We start from the raw sequence: 22,042 nt of genomic DNA on the forward strand, positions 1-22,042 counted from the left end.
GGCGAGTCTCCCTGAAGTGTGTGCGGATAGTCGCTTACTGACGACTCTGCGTCACGCGCCGTGGTGTGCGCCCACTATAGGGGCGCGGGTTATCGGTCACGCGAGATCCGCAAGATTTTCTCTCGTACGGGCGCGGAATCGTACCTTTATAAAGCGATTTATCGGCGTTTGTCGGGGCGGTCGGCGGGTGGGTTGAGCTGGGAGGAGTTCGGCTCTGGCTGAAGTTCCGGGAATGGCGTGGCAAGGTTCAGGTTTGATAGGGCGGGGGTCCTGGGAAAAAGGGGGCGACGATTGTGGCTCGACGGGTATTTCCGTATAGAGCAGCTTTCTCCGGATTGGCGGTGGGGCTGGCCGCCGTGCTCGCCGCCTGCTCGGCGGGGCCGGGCGGCGCCGTTCAGAGGCCTGCCCGCGCCGGGAACCCCCCGCTCGTCGCCGACTCGCCCGACTGCGCGGTCACCGGCCGGCTGATCCCGTCATGCGGCGCCTGGTGGGGCATCGCTCCGGAGATCTTCACCGGGCTCGACGTGGTGGAGGCGGTGGCGAGCGCCGAGCGGCGGATGGCCGCGCCCGCCGACATCGTGCACGTCTACCACCGGGGCAAGGAGCTGTTCCCGAACGAGAAGGAGATCCGGCTCGCCCGCGATCCCGAGCACCCGCGGCTGCTGCTGATCAACTGGAAGCCGTCGCTCACCCACACCTGGGCCGAGGTCGCCGGGGGCGCCGTCGACGACCGGATCGACCGGCTGGCCGACCACCTCAGGCGGACGTTCCCCGAGCGGTTCTTCCTCACCATCCACCACGAGCCGGAGAACGACGTCGGCTCGGCGGCGGGCTCCGGCATGCGGGCCAAGGACTACGCGGCGATGTTCCGCCACGTGGTGCTCCGGCTGCGCCACAAGGGCGTCAAGAACGCGGTCACCGTCATGACCTACATGGGCGCCCCCAACTGGGCGGTCAAACCCTGGTTCGAGGAGCTCTACCCGGGCGACGACGTGGTCGACTGGGTGGCCATGGACCCCTACGCCGACCACCGGGTGCAGGACTTCGGCTCCCTGGTGAACAAGACGCGCGCCGACTTCGACGAGTGGCCCGGCTTCTACCGGTGGATGCAGTGGCGCTTCCCCGGCAAACCGGTCATGATCGCCGAGTGGGGGGTGTTCGAGCGGCCCGACGACCCGGCCTTCAAGCGGGCGTTCTTCGAGTCGGTGCGCCACCAGATCCGCCGCTACCCGCAGATCAAGGCCATGGTCTACTTCGACTCGCCGCACGCGCCGCGGGGCGACACCAGGTTCGACACCGCCGAGACGGCCGGCAAGGCGTTCACCGAGCTCGCGAGAGATCCGCACTTCCGCGCGACGCGCGTGCCGCGGCCCTGACCCGCAGGCGCCAGCCGACCACGATCACCACGGTGGCGACCGCCAGGGCGGCCAGCGTGATCATGTTGTCCACGTTCAGCAGCTTGAGCGCCGAGGCCAGCAGCACGATCGCCAGCATCGCCCTGATCAGGCCGCCCGGCGCGCGGGACGAGATCCGCGCGCCGAGATAGACGCCCGGGATCGAGCCGATCAGCAGCGAGACGGTCAGGTCGAACTGGAAGTCACCGAAGAGCAGGTGGCCGAGCGCGGCCGAGACGACCAGCGGCACGGCCTGGACGAGGTCGGTGCCGACGAGCTGGTTGGCCTTGAGCGCCGGGTAGAGGGCCATGAGCGCCACGATGATCAGCGAACCGGAGCCCACGGAGGAGACCCCCACGATCAATCCGCCTACCATACCGACCAGTACGGTCGGGATGGGGCGCACGCGGATCTCGTTCGCGCCCGCCGTGCCTCCCCTGTCGCCCATCAGCGTCTTGGCGGCCAGCCCCGCGACGGCCAGCAGCAGCGCCACCCCGAGCGCGTACTTGACCCCGTCGCCCACCGCCCACGCCCGCGCCAGGAACACCCCGCAGAACGCCGTCGGCACCGACCCCGCGCACAGCCACCAGACCAGCCGCAGGTTGACGGTGCCGTGACGGAGGTGGACGAAGCTGCCCACCGGCTTCATCACGGCCGAGGCCACCAGGTCGCTGGAGACCGCGGCCAGCGGCGGCACGTTGAAGAACAGCATCATCATCGGCGTCATGAGCGCGCCGCCGCCCATGCCGGTGAGCCCCACCACGATCGCCACCAGGAAGGACCCGACGATCAGCGGAAAGTCGATCATCGCACCCACCCTCCGGCGCGCAGCGTGCCCAGCACCCGCTCGACCGCGGCCTCGACCGAGACGTGCGTGGTGTCGACGACCAGCTCGGCGTCGTCGGGTTCCTCGTAGGGATCGGAGATGCCGGTGAACTCGGGGATCAGCCCGGCCCGAGCCTTGGCGTACAGGCCCTTGCGGTCGCGCCGCTCGCACTCCTCCAGCGGCGTGGCCACGTGCACGAGCAGGAAGTCGGCGCCGACCGACTCCACCATCTCCCGCACCTCGGCCCGGGTCGCCGCGTACGGGGCGATCGGGGCGCAGATGGCCAGGCCGCCGTGGCGGGCGGCCTCGGCGGCCACGAACCCGATGCGGCGGATGTTGAGGTCACGGTCCTCCTTCGAGAACGACAGCCCTTTCGACAGCAGCCGCCGCACCACGTCGCCGTCGAGGTAGGTGACGGTCCGGGTGCCCAGCTCCAGCAGGGCGTCGCGGAGCCCGCGGGCGATCGTCGACTTGCCCGACCCGGACAGGCCGGTGAAGAACACCACCAGCCCGCGCCGGTGCGGCGGGCCGGGGATGCGCACCGGCTCGGGCCCCGCCAGGTGCTCGGCCGCGCCGTAGGCGGACGCGACGTGCTCGCGCAGCTCCAGGTCGATCTCGGGCTCCTCTCGCGGCGCCAGCGGCACCGGGACGACGAGCGTGCCCGCCGGCAGCCGGTCCCTGGCCCGCAGCGCCGCCCTGACCACGCCGGGGCCGTCCTCACCGTACGAGAGAGGCAGCAGCACGATCACCGCGTCGATCTCCTTGGCGGTGGCCGCCACCTCGTCCAGGTCGTCCAGCGGGCCGCGCATCGTGACGGCCAGCGCGGGGCGCCCGCCCAGCTCGTCGCGTACCTGGGCGGGGGTGCGGTGCAGGCGGGCGAACGGGCCGTGCTCGGGCGCGCCCAGCCCCTTGACCGGCCCCGCGGCCAGCCCGTCGGGCCCGTGCTCGGTCACGGTGAGCGTGGCCAGCGGGACGCCCTCGGGGTCGAGCAGCGTCACCTCGCCGCCCGCGCCCTCGGGCAGGTGGAGCGTCACCGGCGCGGGCCAGGGGGTGCCGTCGGCGAGGGTGCCGCGCTCGTGCACCGCGTGCACGTCGTCATGGCCGAGGAACCCGGTCAGCGGCTGGAACGCCCCCGACAGCAGCAGTTCGAGATCGGCCAGCTCGCGCGGCTCCGGAGTCCACTCCACGGTGATTGATCCCAACTATCCCGACTGCAATGGTAGGCAACCCTACCCGCTGGCGCCGGGGAGATACTAGATGAGACGGGCGAAGTGGTAGTGCGGCTTCCTGATCACCATGGTGATCTCGTCGTGGCTGGCGGGATAGCGGCCGCGCGTGAGCTGCGCCGTCACCGCCACCGCCGCCGACCCCACCCGGCCCATCGCCGGCCCGCTCGTCGCCCGCTCCTCGTCGGTGACCATCAGGCCCCGGGCGAGACAGTACGCGTGCATCCCGTCGGCCGAAGCCAGCGTCCCGTACCTGGCCGGCAGCGGCCCCGGGGTGCCCTCCGCGACCAGCCGCCGCCACAGCAGCCGCCGCACCCACGACGGGGTCAGCCGGTCGAGCAGCCCGTAGGCCGACTCGCGGTCACGCATCCGCAGCAGCACCAGCCCGCCCGGCCGCAACGCGTGCAGCAGCCGGTCGAACACCAGCTCCGCGTGCTGGATCCGCTCCAGGAGGAACGACAACTGGATCACGTCGTACGAGCGCGGCGGCAACGGCGCCGACCGCAGATCGCCCAGCGACCACGTCACCAGGTCGGCCCGCTCCTCCACCACCCGCCGGATCTCCGGCAGGTCCTCGTCGATCCCGGACACCCGGGTCTCGATCCGGTCCAGCACCAGCGGCTCGTCGTGCGCGCACCCGGCGACCAGCACGTCCAGCCGCCGGCCGAGCTGCCCCGCCCACTGCTCGCGGATCCGCTGACTGAACAGACCCCCACCCCGGGCCACCGCCCGCACCTCAGACATGTGACCCACAGTAATCACAGGAACGCCAATAGTGGCGCATCTTCAGGAGTCAGAGGCGGGATCTAGGGGGTCCAGGCCGGATCCCTGCCGGTGACGCCGAGCAGGCGGTCGAGCGGCGAGGCGTCGTCCGGCACCGCCACCGCAGGCCCGAAGACGCCGCCCTGCCTGCCCTTCTCCGCCATCTGCTCGGTGAAGCTCAGCGCCCGCGCGACCGTCCCGGGGTCCGGGGCGTACTCCTGGCCGGTGGCCCTGGCCAGGTCCCAGCCGTGCGCCACCATGTCGACGAGATACATGTGGGCCAGCGTGGTCATCGGCATGCCCATGCCCTGGCTGACGCCCTCCCACGCCTCCGGCCGTGACCAGGCGGCGAGCGTGCGCTCCGCCCGCTCAGGGAAGTCGCCCGCGTACGGCCCCTGCTCGGCGGGCGCCTCATGGCGAGCCAGCGACGCGAACATCTCCGCCACCCATTCGAGGTGGTTGACCAGATCCTTCACGTCGTACTTCTCGCACGGGGTCGGGAGCCCGAGCTGCTCCTGCCGCACCGCCCGGACCAGTCTCGCGGTCTGTTCGGTAGCACGCGTCATCAGCGGCATCATGTCTTCCATGGCAGCGATGATGCCGGACCGGCCCGCCGCGGGGCTTGTAAAAACACGACTGCGAGGCTGGGTCGACCCGTACGCCGGGCTCGCCGCCTTCGACTTCGCCCGGCACGCGCCGTCCCCCGCGCTCGCTCCCTACGTCGACCACTTCTGGGTCGTCACCTGGACCGACCTCGCCGAACCGTACGAGCAGCGCATCGTCTCCCACCCGACCGTGAACATGACGATCACCCACGACTTCCACCGGATCGCCGGGGTGATCAGGGGCGGGTTCTCGTACACCATGCGGGGCAGCGGCCGCGTCCTCGGCATCCGCTTCGCCCCCGGCGGCTTCCGGCCGTTCCTCGGCGGTCCCGTGCACCGGCTGACCGGCCGCTTCCACGAGATCGGCGAGATGTACGGCGCCGCGGGCTCGACGATGGTGGAGCGCGTCCTGGCCGAACCTCGTATCCCGGCCGCCATCGCGATCGTCGAGACGTTCCTGCTGGGCCTGCGGCCGGAGCGGGACCCGCTCGCCGAAGAGGTCGCGGCGCTGGTCGTGATGGCGGAGAACGACGTCACCGTGACCAGGGTCGACCAACTGGCTGCCCGATCGGGGCGATCGGTGCGCTCGCTGCAGCGGCTGTTCAGGGACTACGTCGGCATCGGCCCCAAGTGGGTGATCCGCCGTTTCCGGCTGCACGAAGCCGCGGAGCGCGTCTACCAGGGCCTCGACCTCGCCACCCTGGCCGCCGAACTCGGCTACACCGACCAGGCCCACCTGACCCGCGACTTCACCGCCGTGGTGGGCATGCCTCCAGCCGCCTACGCCCGACTCGGCCCGGCGCGCTGACGCGGTTCTCGCTCGAAGGCTTTCCGAACGCTTTGCAGGCGCCGGACGCTCACCCAACGGCATGGCCCTCGCAACCCAGGCGCTCCGCGCCGATCGTCTCGGACTGTGCTCAGCGGGGAGCCGAGCTCCCCGCCCCCCTCGCCGGGGCCTCCCGGCCCCCTGGACCCCCGTGCGTGAGATGGATCAAGATGTGAGCATGTCGGGGCGGTAAGGCACCCGGGCAGGGACACCGCATGTGTGCTGTCCCACATGAGGACAACTCACCGAGGCGGTAAGGCACCCAGGGGAGTGGGGCAGCAGGGGCATCACGCATGACAGGCCCGGCTGGGCTTCGTCGTGACCTCGGCTGATTGATCGCTGGGCTGGAGGGGCGTGTTTCCAGATGATGGTGAGGCTCACGGGCAGTGCCGCAGGGGCGAGCCCTATGGGCCGTCGATCGCCTGCTCCGGCCACCGCGGGCCTCGCAGGCCAGCGGGCTACGGTCTGTTGGCTCTCAAGGGTCCAGGTATCAATTCCTCACCCTTGAGGGCGCATCCGCCCACGGTGCGGAGCGGTTGTCGATCATGAGGATGGCGGAGATGCGGCACTCGATCACGGTCCCGGAGTCGTTCCGGGCCTTGGGCCGTTGGCAGCTTGAGGGAGAAGCCGGGAGGCGATGGTTGTCCGCGCTTCCCCGTATCGTCGCCGAACACTGCGCCCGCTGGGATCTGGTGATCGATGGTCGTCCGATGCACGGGTACAACGGCCTGGCGGTGCCCGTCAGGCGCGGTGACGAACCGCTGGTGCTCAAGGTCGGCTGGCCTGACCGCTCGGTCGTGGAACAGGGCGAGGGCCTGCGGCTGTGGGGCGGGCGGGGGACCGTACTGCTGGTCGACGCCGACCTGGACAGCGGCGCGCTCCTGCTGGAGCGGCTCGACTCCGGCAGGTCTCTGCAGGATGTGCCGCTGGAGGAGCTCCTCTCATCGGGCGGCTCCTGCGCCGGCTCGCCGTGCCCGCCTCCTGCGGGTTCCGTTCCACCTGGGGCGCCGCCGCCGCACTCCATGACGGGTTGCGCGGCCGGTGGGACCAGGCCGGGCGGCTCTTCCCCGTACGCGTGCTCGACGTCGAACTGGTGTGATCCCGGGCCTCGCCCGCGGGTGCTAGCGTCCCCGGACGTGGTGGAAAGGGATGGGTCCCCAGCGGAGGACGACCGGGTGTACGTCGGCAATGCCGGCGTGGACGGGCCGCTGGACGGCGGGTGGCTGCTCGGTCATTTCAAGCCCCCGGGCGACGTGCGGCACAGCGAGGCCGTCGAGATCAAGTGGGGCCTGCACAAGCCCGGCGACGAGCGCGCCCGATGGGTCACCGGCGAGAACCGCACCGCCCTGCTCATCCTGATCAGCGGCCGGTTCCGCGTCGAGCTCCCGGGGCGCAGCGTGCTGCTGGCCGAGCGGGGCGACTACGTGGTGTGGGGCGAGGGCGTCGACCACTCGTGGCTGGCGGAGGACGAGTCGGTGGTCCTCACCGTCAGATGGCCCAGCGTGCCCGGTCACAGGGTCACTTGAGAGCTTTCGGGAACGATGTCGATCGTCGCCCGGGGCCGGGAGTCACACGGCAAGGGAGGTGAGGAGCTCGGCTCCCCACCGGACACAGGCCCGTGGGGTTGGACGGGGCGCAGGCGCGAGCAGGGGGCGGGTGGGAAGTAGGCTGGATGTCATCACCCCCGCGCTCCGCTTGGCCGGGGGTAGTCGTGTTGCCATCGTGGGGCTAACTGATGAGTCTTTCCGGACTACTTGACCTTGTCGTCGCCGACCCCGAGCTGACCGCCGCCCTCGACAGGGGCGGTGACGTCGCGCTGGTGGCGCCCGCCGCGCTGCGGCCGTTCGGCGTGGCCGCGCTGGCCGGGCACGATCAGCGCACCGTGCTGGCCGTCACCGCGACGGGGCGGGAGGCGGAGGATCTGGCGGCGGCGCTGAGCAGCCTCATCGACCCCGGGTCCGTGGCGGTGTTCCCGGCGTGGGAGACGCTCCCGCACGAGCGGTTGTCGCCGCGGTCCGACACGGTGGGGCAGCGGCTGGCGGTGCTGCGGCGGCTGGCGCACCCGGTGAAGGGCGACAGCGCGGCGGGCCCGCTGAATGTGGTCGTGGCGCCCATCAGGGCGCTGCTGCAGCCGATCGTCAAAGGGCTGGGCGAGCTGGAGCCGATCCGGCTGAGGGCGGGCGACGACGCCGACCTGGACGAGGTGGTGACGCGCCTGGTGGAGAACGGCTACCACCGGGTCGACATGGTGGAGCGGCGCGGCGAGGTCGCGGTGCGCGGCGGGCTGCTGGACGTGTTCCCGCCGACGGAGGAGCACCCGCTGCGGCTGGAGTTCTGGGGCGACACGGTCGAGGAGATCCGCTGGTTCAAGGTGGCCGACCAGCGCTCGCTGGAGGCGGCGGAGGAGGGGCTGTTCGCGCCGCCGTGCCGGGAGCTGCTGCTGACCGCGGAGGTGCGGGAGCGGGCGCGGGAGCTGGCGGAGCGCTATCCGGCGCTGGCCGAGGTGCTCGACCAGCTCGCGGAGGGCACGCCGGTGGAGGGCATGGAGGCGTTCGCGCCCGCGCTCGCCGGTGAGATGGACCTGCTGGTCGACCATCTGCCGGTGAGGTCGGCGGTGTTCGTCTGCGATCCGGAGCGGATCAGGAGCCGGGCCGAGGAGCTCGTGCGCACGTCGCAGGAGTTCCTGGAGGCGTCCTGGATCAACGCGGCGGCGGGGGGAGAGGCGCCGATCGACCTGGACGCGGCGGCGTTCCGCACGCTCGACGAGATCCGCGGCCACGCCGAGGCGCTGGGACAGCCGTGGTGGACGATGGCGCCGTTCGGCGGCGGCGTGGAGCTGGCCGCGCACGACTCGGAGGCCTACCGCGGCGACACCCGCAAGGCGCTCGACGACATCAAGGGCTGGCTGGCCGAGGACAAGGCGGTCGTGCTCATCAGCGAGGGCCACGGGTCCGCCGAGCGCATGGTGGAGCTGCTCAAGGGCGTAGACGTGCCGGCCCGCCTGCAGCGGTTCGTCGACAAGGCGCCGGAGCCGAAGGTGGTGCACGTCACCACCGGGCTGCTGGAGCACGGGTTCGTCACCCCGGGCCTGGCCGTGCTCACCCATCTCGACCTGGTGGGCCAGAAGGCGTCCACGAAGGACATGCGCCGCCTGCCGTCGCGCCGCCGCAACATGGTCGACCCGCTGCAGCTCAAGGTGGGCGACCACGTGGTGCACGAGCAGCACGGCGTGGGCCGCTACATCGAGATGGTGCGCCGCACGGTCCAGGGCGCCACGCGCGAGTACTTGGTGATCGAGTACGCCAAGGGCGACCGGCTGTACGTGCCGACCGACCAGCTCGACGAGGTCACCCGCTACGTCGGCGGCGAGTCGCCGACGCTCAACCGGATGGGCGGCGCCGACTGGGCCAAGGCCAAGTCGCGGGCGAAGAAGGCGGTCAAGGAGATCGCCGGCGAGCTGATCCGGCTCTACTCGGCCCGCATGGCCTCGCCCGGCCACCCGTTCGCGCAGGACTCGCCGTGGCAGCGCGAGATGGAGGACGCGTTCCCGTACGCGGAGACCGCGGACCAGCTGGAGGCCATCGACGAGGTCAAGCGCGACATGGAGCGCGGCGTCCCGATGGACCGGCTGATCTGCGGCGACGTCGGCTACGGCAAGACCGAGATCGCGGTGCGCGCGGTGTTCAAGGCCGTGCAGGACGGCAAGCAGGTGGCGGTGCTGGTGCCGACGACGCTGCTGGTGCAGCAGCACATGTCGACGTTCACCGAGCGGTTCTCCAGCTTCCCCGTCACCATCAAGCCGATCTCCCGCTTCCAGAACGACGCCGAGGTCAAGGGCACGCTCGACGGGCTGCGCTCCGGCGCGGTCGACGTGGTGATCGGCACCCACCGGCTGCTCAGCCCGGAGGTGAGGTTCAAGGACCTCGGGCTGATCATCATCGACGAGGAGCAGCGGTTCGGCGTCGAGCACAAGGAGGCCATGAAGCACCTGCGCACACAGGTGGACGTGCTGGCCATGTCGGCGACGCCGATCCCGCGCACGCTGGAGATGGGCCTGACCGGCATCCGCGAGATGTCGACCATCCTCACCCCGCCGGAGGAACGCCACCCGATTCTCACGTTCGTGGGCCCGTACGAGGAGAAGCAGATCGGGGCGGCGATCCGGCGCGAGCTGATGCGCGACGGCCAGGTGTTCTTCGTGCACAACCGGGTGGCGTCGATCAACCGGGTGGCCGCGCGGCTGCGCGAGCTGGTGCCGGAGGCGCGGATCGCGGTGGCGCACGGGCAGATGAACGAGCACCAGCTTGAGAAGATCATGGTCGGGTTCTGGGAGCGCGAGTACGACCTGCTGGTCTCGACCACGATCGTGGAGTCCGGGCTGGACGTGCCCAACGCCAACACGCTCATCGTGGACCGGGCGGACAACTACGGCCTGTCGCAGCTCCACCAGTTGCGCGGGCGGGTCGGGCGGGGCCGGGAGCGCGGTTACGCCTACTTCCTCTACCCGCCGGAGAAGCCGCTGACCGAGACCGCCCACGAGCGGCTGGCCACGATCGCCCAGCACACCGAGATGGGCGCGGGCATGTACGTGGCGATGAAGGACCTGGAGATCCGCGGCGCCGGCAACGTGCTGGGCGCCGAGCAGTCGGGCTTCATCGCGGGCGTGGGCTTCGACCTGTACGTCCGGCTGATGGCCGAGGCGGTGCAGGAGCAGAAGGCCAAGCTCGAAGGCGTGGCGGCGGCCCCCGAGCAGCACGACGTCAAGGTCGAGCTGCCGATCAACGCGCACATCCCGCACGACTACGTCACCTCGGAGCGGCTGCGGCTGGAGGCCTACAAGCGGATCGCGGCCATCGCCGAGCCCGCGCACATCGACGAGGTGCGCGACGAGCTGACCGACCGCTACGGCAAGCCGCCGGTCGAGGTGGAGAACCTCCTGGAGGTCGCCGCGTTCCGGCTCAGGGCGCGCAAGGCCGGGCTGACGGACGTCACGCTGCAGGGGCAGTACATCAAGTTCGGCCCGGCGCGGCTGCGGGAGTCGCAGCAGATCCGGCTCGACCGGCTGTACAAGAAGTCGGTCTACAAGCAGGCCGCGGAGACGCTGCTGGTGCCGGTGCCCAAGACGAAGCCGCTGGGTGGGCAGCCGTTGCGCGACATGGATCTGCTCAAATGGTGCGGCGACCTGGTCGAGGCGATGTTCCTCGAACTCGCGCCGGTAAGCTGACTGGGGTTTTTGTCGGAAAGGGACACACGTGAAGTCGATACGAGTGGCTGTGGCCGCCGCGGCAGCCGGGGTGAGCTTCCTCGGCCTGGCCGCCTGCTCTACCCCTGTCGAGGCCGGAGCGGCGGCGATCGTCGGTGATCAGCGCATCTCCTCCAGCGACCTGAACGCGAACGTGAAGAGCTACCAGGCCGCGCTGGAGAGGGCGAACATCGGGCCCGACCAGCTCACGGCGCCCGTCGCGCAGTTCGTCCTCTTCAGCATGACCAACCAGCTCCGCTACCAGCAGCTGGCCGACAAGCACGGCGTCACGGTCAGCGAGACGGAGATCGACGCCGCGCTCAAGGACCCGGGCGAGTTCCAGGACCCCGAGATGAACCTGCTGTCCAAGGGCGTCTCGCCGGCTGACGCGCGCGACTACGTCAAGGCCGAGGTGGGCATCCGCAAGGTCATGGACAAGTTCGGCGGCGCGGGCAACCAGCAGGCCGCCGCCAAGGTGCAGCAGGAGTTCAACTCGATCAAGACGACCTTCAGCCCCCGTTACGGCACCCTCCAGCAGGGTCAGGGCTTCGTCGACCCGGGCCGCTTCGGCAAGCCGGCCCAGGCCGCGCAGCAGCCGCAGGGCTGACATGCCGCTCGTCGTCGTCACCACCTCGCCGCGCGTCGCGCCTGGGCTGCTCAGCCACCAGGCGTGGCAGGCGTTCCGGTCCGGCCCGGTGCTGACGGGCTCGCCGGACCATCCGCAGCTGCCGTACCTCGCCGAGGCGGGGGTGGAGGTCGCGGTCGTCACCCCCGACCCGGCAGGGCTGGTCTCGCGGGCGGCGGGGGAGACGGTGGTGTGGCTCGCCGCCGACGGCGACGAGGACTTCATGCGCGCCCTCGGCCACGCCGCGATCGCGCTCGACGACCCGCCGCTGATCGAGGTGGTGCCCGGCTCGTACGACCTGCCGGGCGCGCGCGTGCTCGATCTCGTACGGGTGATGGACCGGCTGCGCACCGAGTGCCCGTGGGACCGCAAGCAGACGCACGAGTCGCTGGTGCCCTACCTGCTCGAAGAGGCTTACGAGGTGCTGGAGACGATCGAGGACGGCGACCACGACGCGCTCCGCGAGGAGCTCGGCGACCTGCTGCTCCAGGTGGTCTTCCACGCCCGCGTGGCGGAGGGCTTCGACGTCGACGACGTGGCCGACGGCATCGTCGGCAAGCTGGTGCGGCGCCACCCCCACGTGTTCGGCTCGGTCAAGGCGGAGAGCGCCGACGAGGTGAACGACAACTGGGAGGCGATCAAGGCCGCCGAGCGGGCTTCCCGGGGCGACGAGTCGCTGCTCGACGGGGTGCCGATGGGCCAGCCGGCGCTGTCGCTGGCGGCCCAGCTGCTGCGCCGCGCCGAGCGGTCGGGCGTGCCTGACGGCCTGTCCGCGGCGGTCGGCCAGGGGGTCGCCCGCGAGCTGTTCGATCTGGTGAAGCGGGCGCGCTCGGCGGGCGTCGACCCGGAGGCGGAGCTGCGGGCCGCGGCGCGGACGTATCGCGACCGGGTGCGCGCGTGGGAGTCGCGCCGGTCGTGATGCCCTCTACCGATAGGCTCTGAACGCATATTGCCTATCGATTCAGGAGCGCATCCCGTGGCTACCATCGAGGTCGTTTACGCTCGCGAGATCCTCGACTCCAGGGGCAACCCGACGGTCGAGGTCGACGTGGTCCTCGACGACGGCAGCACCGGCCGGGCGGCGGTGCCCAGCGGCGCGTCCACCGGCCAGTTCGAGGCCGTCGAGCTGCGTGACGGCGACGACCGCTACGGCGGCAAGGGCGTGCGCAAGGCCGTGCTGGCCGTGACCGACGAGATCTTCGACGAGATCCACGGCATCGAGGCCGAGGACCAGCGCATCGTCGACCAGATCATGATCGATCTGGACCGTACGCCCAACAAGGCCAAGCTGGGCGCCAACGCGATCCTGGGCGTCTCGCTGGCCGTGGCCAAGGCCGCCGCCGACAGCGCCGAGCTGCCGCTCTTCCGCTACCTCGGCGGCCCCAACGCCCACGTGCTGCCGGTGCCGATGATGAACATCCTCAACGGCGGCGCGCACGCCGACACCAACGTCGACATCCAGGAGTTCATGATCGCGCCGATCGGCGCCGAGTCGTTCGGCGAGGCCGTGCGCATGGGCACCGAGGTCTACCACGCGCTCAAGAAGGTGCTGCAGGAGAAGGGCTACGCCACCGGTCTCGGCGACGAGGGCGGGTTCGCGCCCAACCTGCCGTCCAACCGCGACGCGCTCGACCTGATCCTGGTGGCCATCGAGCGGGCCGGCTTCACCCCCGGCGCCGACGTGGCGCTGGCGCTCGACGTGGCCGCCACCGAGTTCCACAAGGACGGCGTCTACACCATCGACGGCAAGGGCCTGTCCGCCCAGGAGCTGATCGCCTTCTACGCCGACCTGGTCGACAACTACCCGCTGGTGTCCATCGAGGACCCGCTCGACGAGGAGGACTGGGAGGGCTGGAAGGCCATCACCGAGGCACTCGGCGACCGGGTCCAGCTCGTCGGCGACGACCTGTTCGTGACCAACCCCGAGCGGCTGGCGCGCGGCATCGGGTCGGGCACCGCCAACGCCCTGCTGGTCAAGGTCAACCAGATCGGCACGCTGACCGAGACGTTCGACGCGGTCGACCTGGCCCACCGCAGCGGCTACCGGTGCATGATGAGCCACCGCTCCGGCGAGACCGAGGACACCACGATCGCCGACCTGGCGGTGGCGACCAACTGCGGCCAGATCAAGACGGGCGCCCCGGCCCGCTCCGACCGGGTGGCCAAGTACAACCAGCTGCTGCGCATCGAGGAGATCCTCGACGACGCCGCCCGTTACGCGGGTCGCGCGGCCTTTCCGCGTTTCCAGCAGTAATTTCGGGTAGCTGCCCGCGGCGGTCCGATGGCGCCGCGGGCGGTTCGTACGGGGAGGTGGGTGCCGGAGGTGGCGAAGAAACCGCAGTTGACGGGGCGGGCCGCGATCCTCGCGGTGGTGGTCTGCGCGATCGCCATGAGCCTGGCGTACCCCGTCCGCACCTACATCGCCCAGCGGCGCGACATCGCCGAGCTCCGGGAGGAGAAGGCCAAGGTGGAGGCCGAGCGGCAGCGGCTGCTGGCCGAGAGCCGCCAGGTCGGCGACCCCAACTGGGTCAGGCGCACGGCCAAGGAGCGCCTCCACTACTGCGGCCAGGGCGAGAGGTGCTTCGTGGTGATGGACCCCGACCCGGGCAAGGGGCAGGCGGCGGCCCAGCGGCCGGCGCAGCAGCCGCCGTGGTACCAGACGCTGTGGGAGTCGGTCCAGGCGGCCGACGACGGCACGGGCCGGCGCGCGACCGAGCAATCGCCCGGCCAATCGGCAGGGCAACCGACCGGACAGCCGACAGAGCAGCCCACCGGGCAGCCCGCCGAGCAGCCGGAGAAGCAGCCGGAGAAGCAGCCGGAGAAGCAGAAGGAGAGCGTTGGACAGTAAGGACGCCGAGGCCGTCGAGAAGCAGCTCGGGCGGCCGCCCCGGTCGCTGCGCCGGGTGGCGCACCGCTGCCCGTGCGGCAACCCCGACGTGGTGGAGACCGCGCCCAGGCTGGCCGACGGCAGCCCGTTCCCCACGCTCTACTACCTGACCTGCCCGAAGGCGGCCTCGGCCATCGGCACGCTGGAGGGCTCGGGGCTGATGCGCGAGATGCAGGACAGGCTGGCCGACGACCCGGAGCTGGCGTCCGCCTACCAGGCCGCGCACGACGCCTACCTGGCCAGGCGCGACGAGGTCGCCGCGGAGGAGGGGCTGGAGCCCCTGGCGCCCGGCATGCAGAGCGCCGGCGGCATGCCGCTGCGGGTCAAGTGCCTGCACGCGCTCGTCGCGCACGAGCTCGCGGCCCCGGGGAGCAACCCGTTCGGCAGGGAGGCGCTGGAGGCCCTCCCCGAGTGGTGGAGTGACGGACCATGCGTGTAGCCGCCATCGACTGCGGCACCAACTCGGTGCGCCTGCTCGTGGCCGACGTCGGCGAGGCCGCGCTGGCCGACGTCGAGCGGCGGATGGAGATCGTACGACTGGGCCAGGGCGTCGACCGGACCGGGCGGCTGGCGCCGGAGGCGCTGGAGCGCACGTTCGGCGCGATGCGCGCCTACCGCAAGCTGATCGACCAGCACGGCGCGGGCGCCACCCGCGTGGTCGCGACCAGCGCGACCCGCGACGCGGCGAACCGTCAGGAGTTCACCGACGGGGTGCGCGAGATCTTCGGCGTGGAGCCGGAGGTGATCTCGGGGTCCGAGGAGGCCGAGCTGTCGTTCACCGGCGCCACCAGGGGGCTGGTGCGGCTGTCGCCGGAGACCGAGGTGCCGCAGGGGCCGCTGCCGCCTTACCTGGTGGTCGACATCGGGGGCGGCTCGACGGAGTTCGTGGTGGGTTCGGAGCACGCCGAGTCGGCGATCTCGGTCGACATCGGCTGCGTGCGGCTGACCGAGCGTCACCTGCGCGACGCCGGTGACCCGCCGTCCGCGGCGGCGCTGGAGGCGGTGGTGGCCGACGTGGAGGCCGCGCTCGCCCGCGTCGAGGACGAGGTTCCGGTACGCGACGCGCGCACGCTCGTGGGGCTGGCCGGTTCGGTGACGACGGTGGCGGGCGTCGCGCTCGACCTGCCCGCCTACCTGCCGGAGCGGATCCACCACGCGCGTCTCTCCAGCGAGCAGGTGCACGACGTGACCCGGCGGCTGCTGGCGATGACCCACGACGAGCGGGCGGCGCTGCCGGTGATGCACCCGGGCCGGGTGGACGTCATCGGAGCGGGGGCGCTCATCCTTGACCGGATCGTCCGGAGGTTCGGATTCGAGCAGGTCGTCGTGAGCGAACACGACATCCTTGACGGAATTGCCTGGTCTCTCGTCCGTTAAGTCGCCAAATCTACACATATAACCGGCGTGTTCGTATTGAATGCGCAATGCCCTTGTGCTTTAGTGATCGTTGCAGTAACGGGGGCTTTGCCATATGGCCGGGCAGAGATGAATGTCGGCGTGGCAACCGTCTCCGTGTGCGTTCTTACTCTCACGGAATGGAGTCACTCTCCTATGAAGTCCTCTGCCTTAGTACGGAAGGTGGCCGCGGTCGCGTCCACCGCCGTGCTGGCCGGTCTGGTCGCCGGTCTGGCTGCTTCCCCCGCGCAGGCTGCCGCCAAGCCGCGGGTCAAGCCGAAGGTGTCGGTCTCGACGCCGAAGGCCTCCGATCGCGACTACCAGGGGTCGTGCCCGGCGAACATCACGTTCTCGGCCACGGTCAAGGTCAAGCTCAACGGCAAGACCACGGTCGCCTACCGCTGGCTCCACGGCGACGGCTCCAAGAGCAAGGTCAAGACCGTCAAGGTCTCGGCCAAGGGCACCAAGTCGATCAAGCTCTCGGAGAAGGCCACCTTCAAGGGCGACGTCAAGGGCTGGCAGCGGCTCGAGGTCCTGAGCCCGCGCAAGGTCGTCTCCAAGAAGGGCTACTTCTCGGTCGACTGCGTGCAGGCCAAGGACGTCACGCGCACCCACCTCGACAAGCGGGTGTCGGCGAAGGCATGGGCGAGCCCGTCCACGTACGTGGGCTACTGCAACCCCGGCTCGAAGATCGACTTCGTCGGCCGGATCAGCGTGGAGCGCCCGTCCTGGGTCCGCTACCGCTGGGTGGTCAACGGCAAGACCGTCGACTACGGCAAGGTCAAGGTGCGGGACTCGCGTAAGGTCGGCGTCGGCTTCTCGCCGCGCCACAGCCACAGCGGCTCCGCGGTGCTCGAGGTCCTCAGCCCGGACCGTGCGGTCTCCAACCGTGCCTACTACAAGGTCCACTGCAAGGACTACACCCCGGCGCCCGCTCCGCGGGTGAAGGTCGACGCCTCCAACCTGGTGACGGCGACCAACCACGACGGGTGCAAGGTGAGCGCGCACGCCAGGGTCAGCGCCAGCGGCTCCGACCGCGTCCGCTGGGTGTGGTCGGTGAACGGCAGCACCGTCGACTCGGGCTCCACCACCTTCCACCGGGGCGGCGCGAAGACCGTCACCCTGTCCGACACCGCGCTCTCGGGTGCGGCGAAGAACGGCGGCACCGTCCGCCTGTCGGTGTTCGGCTCCAACGACCGCGACAGCATTGCGCAGTCGTACGCCGCCTGCCAGGCTCCGAAGCCCACGGTCTCCGTCTCCAGCGTCTCGGTGGCCGGTCAGCGCAACGAGATGTGCGCCGACAACCGGGGCCCCGGGGTCGACTTCAAGGCGACCCTGACCAGCACCGGCCCGGCGACCGTCCAGTACTACTGGGTGGTCGACGGCAAGCGTGACCACAACACGCTCGAGCGCCAGGTCAACGGCAGCCTCGACGTGACGTGGGGCGTCGGCGGCACGCGTGGCGCCTCGGTGACCGCGGGCTCTGTCGAGCTCGTCGTCGTCAGCCCCAACGCGACCTCCTCCGGCACGTCGCAGTTCAGCGCGACCTGCCCGCCCAAGGAGGCCCCGCAGACTGAGAAGCCTGCCTGATCAGTCGAGCTGAGCCGGGCGGTGTCCACGTGACGCCGCCCGGTTCTTCGTTGTCCGGCCTGGTTCGTGGCGGTCCCGGACATCCGGCACCATCGATGCATGAGCTTCGTACCTCCCGGCACCGGGTGGCCGGACGACCCGGCCACCGCCGACACCCCGGTCGCCCGAGACCCCGGCGGCGTGCGCCGCCTCGCGGAGAGCAGCGCCACGCTGGCGGAGCTCACCGCCAGGCAGTCGGTCTGCCGGGCCTGCCCGCGCCTGGTCGCCTGGCGCGAGGAGGTCGCCGAGGTCAAGCGGCGGGCCTTCGCGGACGAGACCTACTGGGGGCGCCCCGTCCCCGGGTGGGGCGACGAGCGTCCGCGCGTGCTCATCGTCGGGCTGGCCCCCGCCGCGCACGGCGGCAACAGGACCGGCCGGATCTTCACCGGCGACCGCAGCGGCGACTGGCTGTTCGCCTCGCTCCACCGCACCGGCCTGGCCGCGAAGCCGACCAGCACGCACGCCGGCGACGGGCAGGAGCTGATCGGCGCCAGGGTGGCGGCCTCGGTCCGCTGCGCGCCCCCCGCGAACAAGCCGCTGCCCGAGGAGAAGGCCGCCTGCTTCCCCTGGCTGGCCCGTGAGCTCGCGCTGGTGGCGCCGGACGTCCGGGTCGTGGTCGCGCTCGGCGGCTACGCCTGGCAGGCCATGTGGCCCGCGCTCAAGGAGGCCGGCTACGCCCTGCCGCGCAGCCGCCCGCCGTTCGGCCACGGCGTCGAGCTGGCGGTCTCGTACGGGGACGCGCCCGTCACGCTGCTCGGCTGCTACCACCCGAGCCAGCAGAACACGTTCACCGGCAGGGTCACCGCCGAGATGCTCGACGCGGTCTTCATACGGGCGGGCGAGCTGTCGGTGTGACGCATCCCATCACGCGGAGATTGGCGTCCGGGGAGAGGCGGACGTAGGCTTGTGAATGCTTTCACAAGCACTCCACGAGGGATGGGGCTTCAGGATGAACAAGCACATCTTGATCGTCGGCGGTGGGTACGTCGGCCTCTACACGGCACTGCGCCTGCAGCGCCGCCTGCGCCGGGAGCTGCGCGACGGCTCCGTCAGCATCACGATCATCGATCCCCAGTCCTACATGACCTACCAGCCGTTCCTGCCGGAGGCCGCGGCGGGCAACCTCTCGCCCCGGCACATGGTGGCCCCGCTCCGGCGGGTGCTGCCCAAGGTGCGGATACTCAACGGACGGGTGACCAAGGTCAACCACGCGGCCAGGACCGTCACCTTCCAGCCGCCCGAGGGCGACGCGCGCGACCTCGCCTACGACGTGGTCGTCATGGCGGCGGGCTCGATCTCCCGTACGCTGCCGATCCCCGGGCTCACCGACATCGGCATCGGATTCAAGACCGTGGGCGAGGCCATCGCGCTCCGCAACAGGGTGCTCCACCTGCTCGACGTGGCCGAGTCGACCGACGACCCCGAGGTGCGCCGCAGGGCGCTGACCTTCGTGGTCGTGGGCGCGGGCTTCGCCGGCGTGGAGGCGCTGGCCGAGCTGGAGGACATGGCCAAGGACTCCACCCGCTACTACCGCAACATCAAGCCGTCGGACGTCCGCTGGGTGCTCGTCGAGGCGACGAACCGGGTGCTGCCCGAGGTCGGCCCCGAAATGGGCAAGTGGACGCTGGAGCAGCTGCGCGAGCGCGGCATCGACGTCAGGCTGGAGACCCGGCTGGAGTCCTGCACGGGCGGCCACGTGGTGCTGTCGGACGGCACCGAGTTCGACGCCGAGACGCTCGTGTGGACGGCCGGCGTCAAGCCCAGCCCGGTCGTCAGCTCCAGCGACCTGCCGCTCGACGAGCGCGGCCGGATCAGGACCCTGGCCACCCTCGCCGTCGAGGACACCCCCGGCGCCTTCGCGGCGGGCGACCTGGCGGCGGTGCCCGACCTGACGAACCCGGGCGAGTTCTGCGCGCCCAACGCCCAGCACGCCGTCCGCCAGGCCAAGGTGCTCGGCGACAACATCGTCCGCTACCTCCGCGGGCAGGAACTGGCCGAATACAGCCACAAGTACGTCGGATCGGTCGCCGGTCTGGGCCTGCATCAGGGCGTGGCCAACGTCTATGGCATCAAGCTTCGCGGATTCCCTGCATGGTTCATGCACCGCACTTACCATCTGTCGCGGGTGCCGACGCTGAACCGCAAGGTCCGCGTCGTCGTCGACTGGACCCTGGCCCTGTTCTTCAAGCGGGAGACCATCTCCCTGGGTGAGATGGAACACCCGCGCGAGGGCTTCAGGGCGGCGGTCGCGACGATGCGCCGCTGAGCCCGGATCGGCGACGCGCCCCGGTGAGCGCCGGGGCGTGCCGGCGCCCACCGGCCGATCGGAGGGGGATCGCGGGTGGGGCTGTCAGCGGTGACCGTGCTGGGCGTGGACCGGCCGGGAGTGATCGCCGCGGTCACCGGGGCGCTGGCCGGGTGCGGGGCCAACATCCAGGACTCCACGATGACGTTGCTGGGCGGGCACGTCGCCATGATGCTGCTGGTCAACGGCGAGCTGAGCGCCGACGAGCTGACCAAGCACCTCACGGCGCCCGACCTGGTGGTGACCGCCGCCGCCGTCGCGGCCCGCCGCGACTTCCGCCGCCGGGAGAACGGCCTCGGCTACGTGCTCACGGTGCACGGTCCCGACCGGCCGGGCATCATCTCCGGGATCAGCACCGTGCTCGCCGCCGACGGCGGCAACATCACCGGGATGAGCACCCGGCTCACCGGCCGCCTGTACGTGCTCATCGCCGACGTCGAGCTGCCGGAGAAGGTGGACGTGGCCGACCTGATGCGGCGGCTGGCCGCCGTCGGAGCCGGGCTCGACTCCGAGATCACCTTCCGCCCCGTCGAACCCGATCTGCTGTGACCGGCTCCGGGGCGCCCGGGGCGCAGACTTCCGGCGTGACGGGGACGGCGCGGCCGGTGCTGCCCGCCCCCCATCCCGTCCTGTCGTCGCCGGCCGAGGAGGTCGACCCCACCGCGCCGGCGGTCGTGTCCGCCGCGGCCGACCTCCTCGCCACCCTCCGCCGCGAGCCCGCCACCGGGCTGTCGGCGCCCCAGATCGGCCTGAGCTGGCGCCTGATCGCCTTCGACGCCCGCAGCCACCCCCGGACCCGGTCCTGGGCGGGAGAGCTCGTGGTGGTCAATCCTCGCCTCGCGGAGGCCGCCCGCTGGGACTCCGGGCGCGAGGGCTGCGCCTCCGTCGCGGACCTCACCGCCGATGTCCGGCGGGCCACACATATCACCGTACGTGGGCGTTTGCCAGGAAGCGGAGAGCCCGTCACCATCGAAGCTGACGCATTCGAAGCCAGGTGTATTCAGCACCAACTGGACCATCTGGACGGCATACTCTTCCTGGACAGAGTGTCCGGAGCCCTATCACTTCACCGCAGACTTCACAGATGTGGCGGGTGATGCGAAGTTGTGCCCACCGGAAGCATGGTCCGTTTCGTATGATTGCGGCGCCCCCGTAGCCCAATGGCAGAGGCAAACCCCTTAAAAGGGTTGCGGTGCGGGTTCGAATCCCGCCGGGGGCACCGGCTCTCTACCACGGGAAATGCAGCGAATTTCGGCTTTACCTCGTCGGGAACTTCCGGAGCGTCACGTACGTTGACCTCCCTGCTGAAGTCTCGAAGCTACATAGATCTGAGCGCTAGTTGACCTAGGTGCCGCCCGGTCCCATAGGCTCGGCGCAGGAGGCAGCGATGCAGAGCAAGAACCCCGTATTCAGTAGGTCACAGTCGGCAGGCTGGGGCAGCCAGGCGACCCCGACCCCACAGCAGTTGCAGAACATGTACGACTCTCCGTCGTACGCCCCCCCGGCGCAGCCCGCCTACCGCACGATGACCATCGACGACGTGGTGGTCCGCGGCTTCATGACGCTGGGCACGCTCGTCGTGGCGGCGGCCGCCTCGTGGTATCTCGACGTCCCCCTGGCCGTGGCCATCGGCTCCGCCATCGTGGCTCTGGTCCTCGGCCTGATCGCCTCGTTCACGATGAGCACCAACCCGGCGCTCATCCTGGGCTACGCCGCCTTCCAGGGCGTCTTCCTCGGCGCCGTGAGCAGTGTGTTCGACTCGCAGATCAACGGCATCGTGGTCCAGGCGGTGCTCGCCACCGCCATGGCGTTCGCCGGCACACTCGCCGTCTACACGCTGCGCATCATCCGCGTCACCCCCAAGCTGGTCAAGTACGTCGTCGCGGCGGCGGTCGCGGCGCTCGGCCTGATCCTGGTCAACCTGATCGCCGGCTTCTTCGTCGAGGGCGGCCTGGGCCTGCGTGACGGCGGCCCGCTGGCCATCGTCTTCAGCGTCGCGATGATCCTGCTCGGCTGCTTCTTCCTGCTCCTCGACTTCGACTCGGTCGAGCAGGGCGTCAAGCAGGGCGCCCCGGAGAAGTTCGCCTGGCAGTGCGCCTTCGGCCTCACGCTGAGCCTGGTGTGGATCTACATCGAGATGCTCCGCCTCATCAGCTACTTCACCAGTAGCGACTGACACCGTCAGCACCAGAGGGCCTCGCCGTTCGGCGGGGCCCTCTCTTTGTGCGACCGGAAATCCACCTGCCGTAACAAAAGGATCGCGAACTGGGGTCTTGCCTTTCCGCAAGTGGTGTTGCAGTGTCAAGCAAAGGACCTTAAT

20 protein-coding genes and 1 tRNA gene are annotated in these 22,042 nt (G+C 70.7%); 17 read left to right on the plus strand and 4 right to left on the minus strand.

Annotation, left to right across the window (positions count from 1 at the left end):
* Window positions 1-341 precede the first annotated feature (341 nt).
* Window positions 342-1,376, plus strand: a complete 1,035-nt coding sequence (locus AB0K05_RS33485; RefSeq protein ID WP_364234815.1) for a hypothetical protein — start codon at window positions 342-344, stop codon at window positions 1,374-1,376.
* On the opposite strand, the gene AB0K05_RS33490 is transcribed toward AB0K05_RS33485, so the two are convergent.
* The 4 genes from AB0K05_RS33490 to AB0K05_RS33505 form a co-directional block, all read right to left on the minus strand.
* Entirely contained in the window at window positions 1,321-2,202 is an 882-nt protein-coding gene (locus tag AB0K05_RS33490; protein WP_148029123.1) for a sulfite exporter TauE/SafE family protein, read from the minus strand. The genes AB0K05_RS33485 and AB0K05_RS33490 overlap by 56 nt on opposite strands.
* A complete protein-coding gene (gene cysC, locus AB0K05_RS33495) occupies window positions 2,199-3,407 on the minus strand; it encodes an adenylyl-sulfate kinase (protein WP_364234553.1) in 1,209 nt (402 codons plus the stop codon). Before cysC ends, AB0K05_RS33490 begins: the two co-directional genes overlap by 4 nt.
* Before the next feature lie 66 nt (window positions 3,408-3,473).
* Window positions 3,474-4,190, minus strand: a complete 717-nt coding sequence (locus AB0K05_RS33500) for a class I SAM-dependent methyltransferase (protein ID WP_364234555.1) — start codon at window positions 4,188-4,190, stop codon at window positions 3,474-3,476.
* A 62-nt stretch (window positions 4,191-4,252) separates the two neighbouring features.
* Window positions 4,253-4,795 (minus strand): TIGR03086 family metal-binding protein, encoded by a 543-nt coding sequence (locus AB0K05_RS33505; protein WP_364234558.1) that lies wholly within the window; start codon window positions 4,793-4,795, stop codon window positions 4,253-4,255.
* Here AB0K05_RS33505 and AB0K05_RS33510 point away from each other — a divergent pair.
* The 16 genes from AB0K05_RS33510 to AB0K05_RS33585 all read left to right on the plus strand — a co-directional run bounded on the left by AB0K05_RS33510 (window position 4,794) and on the right by AB0K05_RS33585 (window position 21,898).
* Complete coding sequence (locus AB0K05_RS33510; RefSeq protein ID WP_364234560.1) at window positions 4,794-5,621, plus strand: helix-turn-helix domain-containing protein; 828 nt, start codon at window positions 4,794-4,796, stop codon at window positions 5,619-5,621. The genes AB0K05_RS33505 and AB0K05_RS33510 overlap by 2 nt on opposite strands.
* Window positions 5,622-6,280: 659 nt before the next feature.
* Window positions 6,281-7,165 carry an aminoglycoside phosphotransferase family protein gene (locus AB0K05_RS33515; protein ID WP_364234562.1) on the plus strand — a complete coding sequence of 295 codons (885 nt, stop codon included), beginning with the start codon at window positions 6,281-6,283 and terminating at the stop codon, window positions 7,163-7,165.
* 209 nt (window positions 7,166-7,374) lie between these two features.
* Window positions 7,375-10,863, plus strand: coding sequence for a transcription-repair coupling factor (gene mfd, locus AB0K05_RS33520; RefSeq protein WP_148029128.1), 3,489 nt, complete (start codon window positions 7,375-7,377; stop codon window positions 10,861-10,863).
* 28 nt (window positions 10,864-10,891) lie between these two features.
* The gene (locus tag AB0K05_RS33525) at window positions 10,892-11,488 is read left to right on the plus strand and encodes a SurA N-terminal domain-containing protein (RefSeq protein WP_364234565.1); all 597 of its coding nucleotides are present in this window, start codon (window positions 10,892-10,894) and stop codon (window positions 11,486-11,488) included.
* Between the two features lies 1 nt (window position 11,489).
* Window positions 11,490-12,425 (plus strand): MazG family protein, encoded by a 936-nt coding sequence (locus AB0K05_RS33530; protein WP_364234567.1) that lies wholly within the window; start codon window positions 11,490-11,492, stop codon window positions 12,423-12,425.
* A 57-nt stretch (window positions 12,426-12,482) separates the two neighbouring features.
* On the plus strand, window positions 12,483-13,760 hold the full coding sequence (eno, locus tag AB0K05_RS33535) for a phosphopyruvate hydratase (protein ID WP_148029131.1): 1,278 nt from the start codon (window positions 12,483-12,485) through the stop codon (window positions 13,758-13,760).
* A 69-nt stretch (window positions 13,761-13,829) separates the two neighbouring features.
* Window positions 13,830-14,354: a PT domain-containing protein gene (locus tag AB0K05_RS33540; RefSeq protein ID WP_364234569.1), complete on the plus strand. Its 525-nt coding sequence runs from the start codon at window positions 13,830-13,832 to the stop codon at window positions 14,352-14,354.
* Window positions 14,344-14,832: a DUF501 domain-containing protein gene (locus tag AB0K05_RS33545; RefSeq protein WP_364234572.1), complete on the plus strand. Its 489-nt coding sequence runs from the start codon at window positions 14,344-14,346 to the stop codon at window positions 14,830-14,832. Before AB0K05_RS33540 ends, AB0K05_RS33545 begins: the two co-directional genes overlap by 11 nt.
* Entirely contained in the window at window positions 14,823-15,770 is a 948-nt protein-coding gene (locus tag AB0K05_RS33550) for a Ppx/GppA phosphatase family protein (protein WP_364234575.1), read from the plus strand. The genes AB0K05_RS33545 and AB0K05_RS33550 overlap by 10 nt, the downstream gene beginning before the upstream one ends.
* A 174-nt stretch (window positions 15,771-15,944) precedes the next feature.
* Window positions 15,945-17,378 carry a hypothetical protein gene (locus tag AB0K05_RS33555; protein WP_364234578.1) on the plus strand — a complete coding sequence of 478 codons (1,434 nt, stop codon included), beginning with the start codon at window positions 15,945-15,947 and terminating at the stop codon, window positions 17,376-17,378.
* A 99-nt stretch (window positions 17,379-17,477) separates the two neighbouring features.
* Window positions 17,478-18,272 carry a uracil-DNA glycosylase gene (locus tag AB0K05_RS33560; RefSeq protein ID WP_148029136.1) on the plus strand — a complete coding sequence of 265 codons (795 nt, stop codon included), beginning with the start codon at window positions 17,478-17,480 and terminating at the stop codon, window positions 18,270-18,272.
* A 94-nt stretch (window positions 18,273-18,366) separates the two neighbouring features.
* A complete protein-coding gene (locus tag AB0K05_RS33565) occupies window positions 18,367-19,683 on the plus strand; it encodes an NAD(P)/FAD-dependent oxidoreductase (RefSeq protein ID WP_364234581.1) in 1,317 nt (438 codons plus the stop codon).
* Window positions 19,684-19,758: 75 nt separating this feature from the next.
* Complete coding sequence (locus AB0K05_RS33570) at window positions 19,759-20,271, plus strand: ACT domain-containing protein (RefSeq protein WP_148029138.1); 513 nt, start codon at window positions 19,759-19,761, stop codon at window positions 20,269-20,271.
* 35 nt (window positions 20,272-20,306) lie between these two features.
* The gene (locus AB0K05_RS33575) at window positions 20,307-20,819 is read left to right on the plus strand and encodes a peptide deformylase (protein ID WP_148029139.1); all 513 of its coding nucleotides are present in this window, start codon (window positions 20,307-20,309) and stop codon (window positions 20,817-20,819) included.
* Window positions 20,820-20,868: 49 nt separating this feature from the next.
* Window positions 20,869-20,941, plus strand: a tRNA-Leu gene (locus AB0K05_RS33580).
* Window positions 20,942-21,109: 168 nt separating this feature from the next.
* Window positions 21,110-21,898: a Bax inhibitor-1/YccA family protein gene (locus AB0K05_RS33585; protein ID WP_148029140.1), complete on the plus strand. Its 789-nt coding sequence runs from the start codon at window positions 21,110-21,112 to the stop codon at window positions 21,896-21,898.
* Window positions 21,899-22,042 lie beyond the last annotated feature (144 nt).

The organism is Nonomuraea sp. NPDC049486 (assembly GCF_040676925.1).
Classification (GTDB): domain Bacteria; phylum Actinomycetota; class Actinomycetes; order Streptosporangiales; family Streptosporangiaceae; genus Nonomuraea; species Nonomuraea ferruginea.

Coding starts and splice junctions, on each gene's coding strand:
- AB0K05_RS33550 (WP_364234575.1), top strand. CDS start 14,823: ATGCGTGTAGCCGCCATCGACTGCGGCACCAACTCGGTGCGCCTGCTC.
- AB0K05_RS33500 (WP_364234555.1), bottom strand. CDS start 4,190: ATGTCTGAGGTGCGGGCGGTGGCCCGGGGTGGGGGTCTGTTCAGTCAG.
- AB0K05_RS33510 (WP_364234560.1), top strand. CDS start 4,794: ATGGCAGCGATGATGCCGGACCGGCCCGCCGCGGGGCTTGTAAAAACA.
- AB0K05_RS33585 (WP_148029140.1), top strand. CDS start 21,110: ATGCAGAGCAAGAACCCCGTATTCAGTAGGTCACAGTCGGCAGGCTGG.
- AB0K05_RS33505 (WP_364234558.1), bottom strand. CDS start 4,795: ATGGAAGACATGATGCCGCTGATGACGCGTGCTACCGAACAGACCGCG.
- AB0K05_RS33560 (WP_148029136.1), top strand. CDS start 17,478: ATGAGCTTCGTACCTCCCGGCACCGGGTGGCCGGACGACCCGGCCACC.
- AB0K05_RS33565 (WP_364234581.1), top strand. CDS start 18,367: ATGAACAAGCACATCTTGATCGTCGGCGGTGGGTACGTCGGCCTCTAC.
- AB0K05_RS33490 (WP_148029123.1), bottom strand. CDS start 2,202: ATGATCGACTTTCCGCTGATCGTCGGGTCCTTCCTGGTGGCGATCGTG.
- mfd (WP_148029128.1), top strand. CDS start 7,375: ATGAGTCTTTCCGGACTACTTGACCTTGTCGTCGCCGACCCCGAGCTG.
- AB0K05_RS33530 (WP_364234567.1), top strand. CDS start 11,490: ATGCCGCTCGTCGTCGTCACCACCTCGCCGCGCGTCGCGCCTGGGCTG.
- AB0K05_RS33555 (WP_364234578.1), top strand. CDS start 15,945: ATGAAGTCCTCTGCCTTAGTACGGAAGGTGGCCGCGGTCGCGTCCACC.